Source organism: Bacteroides cellulolyticus (assembly GCF_025567135.1).
GTDB classification, from domain to species: domain Bacteria; phylum Bacteroidota; class Bacteroidia; order Bacteroidales; family Bacteroidaceae; genus Phocaeicola; species Phocaeicola cellulolyticus.
In genome coordinates this window covers 33,783-46,100 of record NZ_JAOQJJ010000004.1, presented here as the reverse complement: position 1 = coordinate 46,100, position 12,318 = coordinate 33,783, and the positions used below count along the sequence as shown (strand labels likewise).

Annotated in this window: 9 protein-coding genes; all 9 read left to right on the top strand. The window is 37.9% G+C overall.

The window, feature by feature from the left end:
* The first annotated feature begins 97 nt into the window (after positions 1–97).
* The 9 genes from pglZ to OCV82_RS05905 all read left to right on the top strand — a co-directional run bounded on the left by pglZ (position 98) and on the right by OCV82_RS05905 (position 12,317).
* Positions 98–2,599, top strand: a complete 2,502-nt coding sequence (pglZ, locus tag OCV82_RS05945; RefSeq protein WP_154043602.1) for a BREX-1 system phosphatase PglZ type A — start codon at positions 98–100, stop codon at positions 2,597–2,599.
* Positions 2,600–2,601: 2 nt separating this feature from the next.
* A complete protein-coding gene (brxL, locus tag OCV82_RS05940) occupies positions 2,602–4,629 on the top strand; it encodes a protease Lon-related BREX system protein BrxL (RefSeq protein WP_262543107.1) in 2,028 nt (675 codons plus the stop codon).
* Positions 4,630–5,212: 583 nt separating this feature from the next.
* Positions 5,213–6,520, top strand: a complete 1,308-nt coding sequence (locus OCV82_RS05935; protein ID WP_154043601.1) for an AAA family ATPase — start codon at positions 5,213–5,215, stop codon at positions 6,518–6,520.
* A complete protein-coding gene (locus OCV82_RS05930) occupies positions 6,510–7,106 on the top strand; it encodes a hypothetical protein (RefSeq protein WP_154043600.1) in 597 nt (198 codons plus the stop codon). The genes OCV82_RS05935 and OCV82_RS05930 overlap by 11 nt, the downstream gene beginning before the upstream one ends.
* A gap of 89 nt (positions 7,107–7,195) precedes the next feature.
* Complete coding sequence (locus OCV82_RS05925; protein WP_262543106.1) at positions 7,196–7,804, top strand: hypothetical protein; 609 nt, start codon at positions 7,196–7,198, stop codon at positions 7,802–7,804.
* A gap of 292 nt (positions 7,805–8,096) precedes the next feature.
* Positions 8,097–9,140, top strand: coding sequence for a 23S rRNA (adenine(2503)-C(2))-methyltransferase RlmN (rlmN, locus tag OCV82_RS05920; RefSeq protein WP_154043705.1), 1,044 nt, complete (start codon positions 8,097–8,099; stop codon positions 9,138–9,140).
* A gap of 20 nt (positions 9,141–9,160) precedes the next feature.
* Positions 9,161–10,216 carry a DUF4837 family protein gene (locus OCV82_RS05915; RefSeq protein ID WP_154043599.1) on the top strand — a complete coding sequence of 352 codons (1,056 nt, stop codon included), beginning with the start codon at positions 9,161–9,163 and terminating at the stop codon, positions 10,214–10,216.
* A gap of 24 nt (positions 10,217–10,240) precedes the next feature.
* The gene (pdxA, locus tag OCV82_RS05910; RefSeq protein ID WP_154043598.1) at positions 10,241–11,335 is read left to right on the top strand and encodes a 4-hydroxythreonine-4-phosphate dehydrogenase PdxA; all 1,095 of its coding nucleotides are present in this window, start codon (positions 10,241–10,243) and stop codon (positions 11,333–11,335) included.
* Positions 11,325–12,317, top strand: coding sequence for a lysylphosphatidylglycerol synthase transmembrane domain-containing protein (locus tag OCV82_RS05905; RefSeq protein ID WP_154043597.1), 993 nt, complete (start codon positions 11,325–11,327; stop codon positions 12,315–12,317). Before pdxA ends, OCV82_RS05905 begins: the two co-directional genes overlap by 11 nt.
* Position 12,318: the final 1 nt, after the last annotated feature.

Genomic DNA, 12,318 nt, shown 5'->3' with positions numbered 1-12,318 from the left:
TTTTTCCAAGTTTTTTCCAAGTTTTTTCCAAGTCTTTTGGAAATATATAAATCTTTGATGCTCAAGAGTAAAGGTGGTGTATAATAAAGATTAAGCGATGAGTGATTCCAATAAAATAAAGATACAGCAGATTTTAGAAAATCTCTTTACAAAACATCGTTACATATTTTGGTATGATGCAGGAGGAGAAATGGAGGGATTTGCTTCTGATATAAATATAGATGGGGTTGAAACTGTCGTACTTGATGGCAATCCTTTTGGTGTAAAGTATCGTATTGAATGCGGTGAACAACCTGTAAAGGGGTTTCTTATATATAGCAAGGACGAGAAACCGGATGATGAAGACAACTGGTTGCTGGACATCCAGGAGGAAGGGGAGATTTTTGCAGCTGATATGTCTTCTATATATGCTGCGGAATGTGGAATACCTTTTGAGTTGAAATCTGCCATTATTGACAGACATTATGAGTTCTTCAAATCGGCAAGAAACAGAAAGAAATGTTCTGAATTACTGGAGAATGGTATGAATGTCAGTGAGATAACCGAAGTGATGATTTCCATTGCATCTGGTAGTAATACGTCTGGTTATGAGCAACTGACGTACGTTTTGGCTGATGAGTGTATTAACGAATCGTCTGATATTGCTGAACGTCTTGAGAAATATAATCTTTATGGATATTACTGGGATAAGGTGGAAGAGGCTTTTGGTTATGACAGAGAGCGTAATATAAAAAGTCTTATCATAGTTCTGTTTCAGGATGAACTGAACTGTGTACTCAACCATTCCGTACTTTCTAATGAGGCTCATATTTTCATGCGCGACTGGAGGGATAGCCGTCTGTGGGGAAGTCTTTATCGCAAGTGGGCTGAGGTGCTTGAAAATGAATTAGGTGTTATGCAGCTTATTAAGTGTGAACCGCTGAAGAAACTGGTGCAGATTGATACTTTCCCATGTGTGGATAAGGTTATATCCTTAAATTTGCATAATGAGGTTATTAACGGTGGAATTACAGCCGAAATGGTGGATTCTGTAGTGGAATTGAGGCGTAACAAGCTGTTTTTTGATGTGGCGCAACATACAATGTTGGCTTTACTCGAAGCGAGAAGACTTTTTGAGGATATAGAGAAAAAGATGCCAGGTCTGATTATATCTACTCCTGAAGAGGGCTTTGGGCTATATGTCAATGATTTATATACCATTGATTTGCATTACCGTCATTATTTCAGAGAGGCAAATCAGGCTGAGAGCTATAACTTGTTGGCGGATGTTACAAGTAAGTTAGAACAGGCATATACCAATGCGTATTTATCGGAACTTGCAAAGAAATGGCAGCCTTTAGTTGATGAGATGCCTTCATGGAATATTGAAGATGTGGTATCGCAAAGGAGTTTCTTTGATATTCATGTCAGTCAGTTTGTTTCAAAGGGCAAAAGACTCTTTGTAATCATAAGTGATGCTCTCAGATACGAGACAATGAAAGAGTTGGAATATCGTATAGCCCACGAAAACAGGATGGAGACGATAATGAATCCTCCAATGCTGTGCGTGCAGCCATCATATACGCAATTGGGTATGGCTGCCCTTCTGCCTCATAAGGAACTTTCGTTTGAAAAACATATCGATGAAGTTTATGCCGACGGTAGAGGCACTAAAGGAACTGATAACAGGTCGAAAATATTGCAGTCAGCTGTACAGAGAAGTATTGCCATCAAGGCAGATGAATTGCTTGCCATAAGTAATGGTAAGGAATGGGTGAAAGATTATGACCTGGTATATATTTATAGCAATACGATTGATAAAGTTGGTGATTCTCTGGCAACTGAAAAAAATGTGTTCAAGGCTACTGAGGATGAGATGGATAAGATTCTGCGTCTTGTAAAATTTATCAGAACTGCCAACGGAAGTAATATCATTATAACTTCAGATCATGGGTATATTTACCAGAATGAGAATCTGGATGAAACTGACTTTACTGATTTTAAGGCTCAAGGTGGAAATTGCTTTATTGAAAACCGTAGATTCGTGATTGGTACTGGTCTTTGGGAGGGCAATGGTGTAAGGACTTGGAAAAGTGAGCAAGTAGGAGTGAAAGAGGGTGTTGATATTCAGATTTGTAAGGGAATAAACCGTATCAGAAAACAAGGTTCGGGAAGTCGTTTTATTCATGGTGGATGTATGCCTCAGGAGGTGGTGGTGCCTGTTATGCGTGTCAATATAAAGAAAACAGGTGATGTGAGGAATGTGGATGTGGATATATTGGGAAAACAGTCGAACATTACTACCGCTAATTTGTCTGTTAAATTCTATCAGATTGATGTGGCTACGGAGAAAGTCAAGGGTGTGACTTTACGAATGGCTTTCTATAATGCCGATAATGATATGATATCAGATTCTGTTATTATGACTTTTGACAGCAGAAATAATGAATCGGTATCAAGAGAGCAGAAACATACATTCCGATTCAAAAATATAATATCACAACTTAATGGTCAGGAAGTGGTGTTGAGAATGGAGAGACAGGTAGAAAACACAAGTCAATTTGTTCCTTATAAGGAAGAAATTTATAAAGTAAAGGTTATGTTTGAAGCTGAATGGTAATTATGGATGAACTTGATATAAAGCTTAATCAGTATTATGCGGGTAAGGTGGTACGAAAAGACCTTACAAAGAATATAAAGGAAGGTGCAAATGTTCCTAGCTATGTTCTGGAATACCTGTTGGGAATGTATTGTGCTACAGATAATGAAGATGATATAAAACAGGGAATAGGAATGGTCAAGCATGTGCTTGCCGATAATTTTGTTCGTCCGGATGAGGCCGAAAAAATAAAATCAAAAATTCGCGAAAAGGGACGTTATAAGATTATAGACAAAGTATCAGCAAGACTGAATGAGAATACCGACAGCTATGAGGGACATATATTCAATATAAATATCAACAAGATTACTGTAGATGACAGTTATATCAGAAAGTATGAGAAACTGTTGTGCGGTGGTATTTGGTGTATTATTGATATGGAATATGTCTATGACGAGAATTCAAGGACTTCTCCATTCAGAATAGCGAATCTTAAACCTATCCAGATGCCGGCTACCGATGTGGAGGAATATATCGGTAACAGGAAATTCTTTACTCTGGAGGAATGGATAGAGGTGATATGTCGTAGTGTTGGTATGGAACCTTCAAATCTTGATAAGCAGACAAGATGGCATCTTGTGGCAAGAATGATTCCTTTTGTGGAGAATAATTACAATATATGTGAACTTGGACCTCGCGGTACTGGTAAATCGTATGTATATGATGAACTGTCTCCATATTCTATTTTGATATCTGGCGGACAGACTACAGTTGCAAATCTTTTCTATAATATGGGACGCCATACTGTAGGGCTTGTAGGTACATGGGATGTAGTTGCTTTCGATGAGGTGGCTGGTATCAATATGAAAGATAAGGATGGTATTCAGATAATGAAGGGGTATATGGCTAACGGTTCTTTCAGCCGTGGAAAGGAAAGTATAAATGCCAATGCTTCAATGGTTTTTGTTGGAAATATCAATGGAAGCATTGAGAATCTTGTAAAAGTCAGTCATTTATTATCTCCATTCCCTAAAGATATGATTGACACTGCTTTCTTTGACCGTTTTCATCATTATCTTCCTGGATGGGAAATCCCTAAGATGAGACCGGAATTTTTTACAGACTCATACGGATTTATCTCTGATTATTTTTCTGAGTGTCTTAGGGAAATGAGAAAGCGGAATTTCAGTGATGCCATTCAGAAGTATTTCAGATTGGGAAAAGATCTTAACCAAAGAGATGTAATAGCTGTCAAGAAGACTGTAAGCGGACTGATGAAACTCCTTTTCCCGGATGGAGTGTATGATAAGGAGGATGTGCGTCTTTGTTTGGAATATGCCTTGGTAGGGCGCAGACGTATAAAGGAGCAGTTAAAGAAAATAGGTGGTTTGGAATTTTATGATGTACATTTCAGTTATATAGATTTGGAGGATGGGGAAGAGCGGTATGTAAGTACGCCTGAGAATGGTGGCTCTGCTCTTATTCCTGAGGGAGACTTGCAGCCGGGTGCACTTTACAGTATAGCGAATCAGCCGGATGAAGGTAATCTTGGCCTTGTTCGTCTTGACTTGCAGATTATGCCTGGTAATGGTAAGTTTACGCATACAGGATTTGGCTCTGGAACAAAGATAAGTGATGAACTGAAAGAGGCCGTAAACTATTGTCGTTCCAATCTTAACCGAATAAGCCAGAATGCAAGGTTTGCAGATTGCGAAATGCATATAAAGGCTACTGATATTAATGGTCTTGGTGTTTTGTCAGGACTGGAATTGGCTGTATTTATATCACTTGTTTCAGGAATAACAGGAAGGAGTATTCAAAGCCAGATGTGTGTACTGGGATCTATGAGTATTGGCGGCACAATAATTCCGACGAGTGACTTGGCTGGTGCATTACAAATTGCGCATGATGCCGGGGCCAAACGTATTCTGATACCGGTGGCTGACATGATGCAGTATTCTAAAGTACCAGCAGATTTAATTTCTAAGTTCAGTCTGGATGTATATTCTGATCCTGTTGATGCGGCTTTTAAAGCATTAGGAATAAAATAATGTACTTGTTTTTGCAAAGCCTTTTAAAACCTTTTGCAAAAGGTTTGCAATACGCTCGGTGAACGCATAACGAACGGTTAGTGAACATAGAGTGAACAGATTTTATTATAACAGTTAACCAAAATCAGGAAAAGACAGATGGTAAGGAATGATGGAATTCGCGTAAGTTGGCACGTGTTATGGGGTACGTAAAATATTGGAACTTTGAACGGGTAATAGCTAAGGCTCAAGCCAGGACAACAATATTGAAAATAGATGAAAAACAGATGGAACAGATAAATACAGAAGGAAAGAACCGTGCCTTATGTTTATTGTATAGTTGTTCGCTACCGTTATCACAATTCTTCCGACAGCCAAACATACGGTCTGTGTATATGACCTTTTCAGAAAGAAATGTTATCTTTGCAAGTGAGAAGAAGATGATAAAATTGAGTATCGGTTGGTTTTATTAACTCCTCGAGAAAATAGAATGTGATATAACGGATTTTAAAGAACAACTTTAGGATAAAGAGCTAAATGATATATTCCAGATGTTTATAGAAAAGTCTCAAATATTATATACACATTAAAAAAGAAAATAGTTATGCAAAAACTTACAATAAAGAATATTGGAGCGATAAAGCTTGTAGAATTTGAGGTGAATAGAATAAATGTTTTTATGGGACCTCAATCGTCAGGAAAAAGTACTATATCAAAAATACTTTGCCACTGTCAGTGGGTAGAGAAAACTTGCTTCTTGAATGATAAACAGATGGAAAATTACCAAAAACAGGGGGTGTTTTATGATTCACTTATAGAATATCATAAACTTGATGGATATTTTCACAAAAATGCCAGTATAAAGTATGAGGGGGAGGCTATGACTATTACTTATACTCATAGTTCAAAGAAGACTACCATTAAGTTAAATGATAAAATGATATTCTCTTATCCAAAAATATGTTATATTCCTTCGGAACGTAACTTTGTGGCTGGAGTACCGAATTTTAGTAAGTATAATGAGGGAAACAATGTGTTACTTTATTTTGCTTATGACTGGTCAGAAGCTAAAGAAGATATTAAGAAACTTGATATCTCAAATCTTCTTAGCAGGGAAGTCTCTTATGAAAATATTAATGACAAGGACTATATTTTTGACAATGGATCAAAGTTATTGCTTACGAATGCATCAAGTGGTGTACAATCTGTATTACCATTGTACCAGACGATAATATATATGTTATCAAATCTGTATAAGAAGCAAAGGGCTTTGTCTCCGTCTAAAGAAATGGCAAGAAAGGATTTCGCTAATGAAATGATTATGGTGGCTAATAGAATTGCTGATGGAGAAAATATCAGTAACTTCAAGAAATATTCAAATATATTGATTTCCATGTTTAAAATGCTTGAGAGTTATGATGTAAAGGCGATAAACAAGCTCTCGGATTTACTACCGAAAGAATTGTCTCATAATATATATGAGGCTGTTCATGTTATGTATCGGTTATTTAATTATCATTATACTCAGTTGTTTATAGAAGAACCGGAGCAAAATCTTTTTCCTGATACGCAACAAGAATTTGTTTATTGGTTATTGGAAATTATGCAGAATGATAAAAAACATGCTGCTATTATTACCACACATAGTCCATATATATTGTTTGCTCTTAATAATTGTATGATGGGAGGGTTGGTAAAAGATAATATTCCAAAAGAAGAGGTCTCTGATTTTGCATCTCATTCGGCATGGATTAACCCAAAATTGGTGTCTGTCTTTGAATTGGATAATGGAACCCTTCGTCGAGTACAAGATGAAGATGGCATAATAGAGGACAATTATTTAAATACGGCATATAAGAAGAATTCAGAAGAGTATTTGGAACTTTTAAATTACTATGAGGATGAAGAATAAGATACAGGCCGTTTATCCGCAATCTGTCTTTTGTAGTAGCACAGCCTCTAAACTGTATATCGCTGATTTTTCAGAAAGAACAAACAAAGAGAGAAAAGTGGAATTTCATGAAATTATACCGAAAGCGCCGGATAATACATCAGATATGGACTGTTTGGTTTTTGAAAACTTTTCACAATTGTCCGTTATATGTAATATTTTTGATGATCATCAGTTTAAAGATAAGAAAGGAAAAGATCTACCACATTGCGAATGTGTATTATTCCCTGAAAGTAAGCGAAAAGATATAGGTGTGGCTTTTGTGGAAATAAAAGACTGTAAACCTAAAAATATTTCAGAATATAAGGCTATTGTAAAGAATCAGATTATTTCTGCAGTGCAAATATTTAGGGATAAAGGTATTATTGAAAATCAACGTGTTTATGGTGTAATATCGTTTCCAAGAAAGAATAAGGTGTCATTCAATCAAACTATTTTTGATGACGCAACTGAATACAAAAGATTACACCAGAAACATAAAGTGCGCTTTTTCCCAACTAATAGTGTATCTATTGTAGATGAGAAGATGCTAATTGCTAAATTATAAATGCATTAATTAGTATTTATTATGTCAAATTGAGTAAATTATAGCTATTCAGTGAAATCATTAATGTTTAATTCAAAAACAAAGTTTTCATGACATCAAAACAGATCCTTAGAAGAATGAACGAAAGGGAGTTGCTGGAACAAGCATACTACCTGGTTATAAGTTTTCCTTTTCATGAAGAAATGTGTAAATATACCGATTCTTTATTTGGAGAATTGTGTGAGGATAAATATCCTTTGGTTTCGAAGGGAATGTGGACCGGTATAATAGAACTAAGGTCGCACAATCTTTTAAACTGGCCTGAGGAATATGGAAATATTCTTTTTCAGGCTAAGGTGAGTAATAGTGGCACTTATTTCCTTCTCGGAAAAGACAATAAAGCGTTATGTAGAATTTCGGGTTATGTTCCCAACAGGCTTATTCCGGATGCTGACGGATGTGGGGATTACATAAGGTTGAGAATCAAGAGTAATGGAACGATAGAAAATTGGCCGGATGTTCCTGATTTTTCTGAATTCATTGATGGTGCTATGGTTGTTGACAGGATTGATGGTAACATAAAGGAAGAACCTGTATTTAATGTCTGTATGGATTTGACGTATGACGAGCTGATGGATAAGCTATTTCGACTGCCTAAACATTTACAAATGGAGATTGGAAAGGCTTTGATAGAGAATGCATCGGGGAATAATCTATAGATTCTTGTGTATGCTTTGCAAACCTGTTTAAAACCTTTTGCAAAAGATTTGAAATACCGCTCAGCTGACGCTTAACGAACGGTTAGTGAACTGTTTAAAATATCTTCTATCGGTTTGGATATTGTAGCAAAATGCCTTTGCTTTATTATTGCATGTATTATATCCGGTTTACTGGTCAATTCGTCGGATAATATTGTTCATTATGTCGGTTATTAGTCATTATTAGGATAATTATAGATGGTTTGTCCTATTTTTTAGCTACCTTTGTGCGCTAACTGTATATAACTGAATGATGACTGATATAAAATCACCACTTTTGGGTAAAACTTTGAACGAACTTCAATCTGTAGTTTTGGATTTGGGTATGCCAAAGTTTACCGCAAAACAGATTGCTTCGTGGCTGTATGAAAAGAAAGTTTCCTCAATAGATGAAATGACAAACCTGTCACTGAAAAACCGTGAACTTTTGTCGCATAAATATGAGGTTGGGGCGATTCCTCCGGTACACGAAATGCGTTCTGTAGATGGAACTGTGAAATATTTATTCCGTACCACGGAAAATGATTATATTGAGGCTGTATATATACCTGACGATGACAGGGCGACATTGTGTGTGTCGTCGCAAGTGGGATGTAAGATGAACTGTAAGTTCTGTATGACAGGCAAGCAGGGATATACCAACAGCCTGACAGCCGCACAGATTCTTAATCAGATTTATTCCATTCCTGAGAGGGATACATTGACAAATGTAGTGTTCATGGGTATGGGTGAGCCTTTTGATAATCTGAATGAAGTACTTAGGGCTTTGGAAATTCTCACTGCTGATTATGGATATGCGTGGAGTCCGAAGAGAATAACCGTTTCTACCGTTGGCTTGAAGAAAGGTCTTGAAAGATTCCTCGAAGAAAGTGACTGCCATCTGGCTGTGAGCCTGCATTCTCCTTTTCCGGCACAAAGACGCGAGCTTATGCCTGCTGAGAAAGCTTTCTCCATAATGGAGATTATAGAGATATTGAAACGGTATGATTTCAGCAAGCAGAGACGTCTTTCGTTTGAATATATAGTGTTCAAGGGGGTAAATGACAGTCTGATATACGCCAAGGAGCTTGTCAAGATATTGAAGGGACTGGATTGCAGAATGAATCTTATACGTTTTCATGCCATACCGAATGTGGATCTTGAAGGTACTGATATGGACTCTATGGTGCAGTTCCGCGATTATCTGACACAACATGGAGTATTTGCTACAATCAGGGCTTCAAGAGGTGAGGATATATTTGCGGCTTGTGGGATGCTTTCCACTGCCAAGCAGCAGGCTGAGAAAAATAATGTGTAAACCAATAAGAAATTGATAATATGAAACGTATTGCTTTTTATTTTAGCTTCGTGATGTTGGCTGTCGTGTTGGCATCATGCCGTAATGATGGTAAAAGTATTATTACTCCGGTTTCAAGCGGAAGACCATACGAAGTGATGGTTGTAGCGGACGATAATTGCTGGATGAGTCCGGACAGTGCGCTCTATCATGTGCTTGATACAGATGTGCCGGGCTTGCCTCAGGCGGAACGTTCGTTCAGAATCTCACGTATCCGTCCTGCGAATTTTGACCGTGTGATGCGTATTTTCAGAAATATCATAATAGCTGATATTCAGGATATTTACACTCAAACCAAATTTAAGTATACGCGCGATGCATACGCTTCTCCACAGATGATAATGACTATACAGTCGCCAAATCAGAAGGAATTTGATGAATACGTAAGTAAGCACGGACAGGTGATTGTGGATTTCTTTACACGTGCTGAAATGAACCGTCAGATAAACCTTTTGCGTGAGAAACATAATGCTGCCATTTCGGCAAAGGTGGGAAGCCTGTTCGACTGTGATATCTGGATGCCTAATGAACTGAACTCGTTCAAGACGGGCAAGGATTTCTTCTGGGCTTCAACCAATCTTAATGATATGAATTTCGTGATGTATTCTTATCCGTTCAGGGACAATAATACGTTTACAAAGGAGTATTTTATCAACAAACGTGATTCTGTAATGAAAATCAACATACCGGGGTCAATGGAAGGTATGTATATGGAGACAGCAGACTCAATCTTTGTGGATGTAAAGAACATAGCTGTTAAAGGTGATTATGCTTTTGAGGCGAGAGGATTATGGGAAATGAGAAACGATGCTATGGGAGGTCCTTTCGTATCGCATGTCAGGGTTGACAGAGCTAATGCCAGGGTAATAGTGGTGGAGGCTTTTGTCTTTAAACCGGATAAATTGAAGCGTGACCTGATGCGCAAGCTTGAGGCATGTCTTTACACTCTGAAATTACCTGCACAGAAAGAAGTATTCGAATTGCCTATAGGGGCTGGTGTGACAGAAATTACAATAACCGGCGACTCTATAAAATAAGTATATATCATAATAAGTATAGACATGGAAAGACGTAAAATAAGAGTGGGAATCACCCACGGTGACATCAATGGAGTAGGCTATGAGGTTATACTGAAAACCTTTGCCGAACCGGAAATGATGGAATTATGTACGCCGGTAGTGTACGGCTCGCCTAAAGTGGCTGCATATCATCGTAAGGCGATGGATATTTCTGCCAATTTCAGCATAATAAATTCTGCAAAGGAAATACAGGACGGCAGACTGAATGTTCTGAATTGTACTGCTGAGGAACTCAAGGTTGAACTTGGCAAGCCTACAGCAGAAGCAGGAAAGGCTGCACTTGATGCTTTGGAAAGGGCATTGTCGGATTATCGTGAGGGTGGAATAGATGTGTTGGTAACAGCCCCTATCAATAAGCATACCATACAGTCCGAGACGTTTCATTTCCCGGGTCACACGGAATATATAGAAGAACGTGTGGGAGACGGCAACAAGTCATTGATGATTCTTATGAAGAATGATTTCAGGGTGGCTTTGGTTACGGGCCATGTACCTGTAAGGGAAATTCCGTCTATACTTACAAAGGAATTGATAGAAGAAAAAATAGAAATATTCCATAAGTCGTTGAAACAGGATTTCGGAATAGGATGTCCGCGCATTGCTGTGTTCTCACTGAATCCTCATGCCGGTGATAATGGTCTTCTTGGTACAGATGAACAGGATGTCATTATTCCGGCAATGGAAGAACTGAAAGCAAAAGGAATACAGTGTTTTGGCCCTTACCCTGCAGATGGTTTTATGGGGTCGGGTAACTTTACTCATTTCGATGGTATCATGGCTATGTACCATGACCAGGGATTGGCTCCATTCAAAGCTTTGGCCATGGATGAAGGAGTGAACTATACAGCAGGTTTGCCTATTGTAAGGACATCGCCGGCACATGGTACGGCGTATGATATTGCCGGACAAGGGGTTGCTTCGGAAGATTCGTTTCGTCAGGCTATTTATATTGCTATTGACGTATTCCGTAACAGATGTATGGAGAGAGAGATAAGTGCGAATCCGCTTCGCAAACAGTATTACGAGAAACGCGATGATAGCGATAAATTGAAACTTGACGCTGAATATGAAGAGTAAGTTTAGGAATATATTTTTCATAGTAGGAGTTGTAGCCATAGTAATAATGCTTTTTGGAATGGACATGACATACGAGGATGTAGTGTCATGCTTGAGAAAAGCCGGTATATGGTTTCCTGTATTGTTGTTGCTATGGATGTTTATATATGCTATAAATGCGGGAGCATGGTATGCTATTATTTGTAATGGGTTGAATGGGGTTAAAGTTCCTTTTTTGAAAGTCTTCAAATATACCATTACCGGTTTTGCATTGAACTCTACTACGCCGGTTGGGCTGATGGGAGGCGAACCTTACCGTATAATGGAGTTGAAACCCTACGTAGGTATTGAAAAGGCATCTTCAAGTGTGATATTGTATGCGATGATGCATATTTTCTCTCACTTTTGTTTTTGGCTGTTCTCGCTGCTTATATATATATTGTCATACTATAACCAGATAAACAGGACTTATGTGATAATCATGAGTATTTTTGTTGTGGCGTGTATGATAGGAATTTACTTTTTTATAAAAGGATATCGTTCGGGAATGGTAATGAAACTGATGCGTTTTTTGCAGCGTATGCCTTTTATAAAGAACAAGATAACCAGATTAATAGAGAGAAAAGAAGAAACTTTTGTGCAGATTGACAATCAGATAAAGGATTTGTATAGGAATAATAAATATACTTTCTTTACTTCATTGTCACTGGAATTTGTAGCAAGAGTCGTATCTTGTCTTGAGGTATATATCATCTTGTTGATATTCTCTACAGACGCAAGTTTCTTCGACAGTATATTGATATTAGCGTTTACATCATTGTTTGCCAATCTGATGTTCTTTTCGCCAATGCAGCTCGGTGCTCGCGAAGGTGGGTTTGTGATGTCTGTTGCGTTACTGTCTATCCCGTATTCTTATGGCGTATTCATGGCGCTTCTTATAAGAATTAGGGAAGTGGTGTGTGTAATCATTGGTATAGCATTGATGAAGATAGGTAATAAATAAA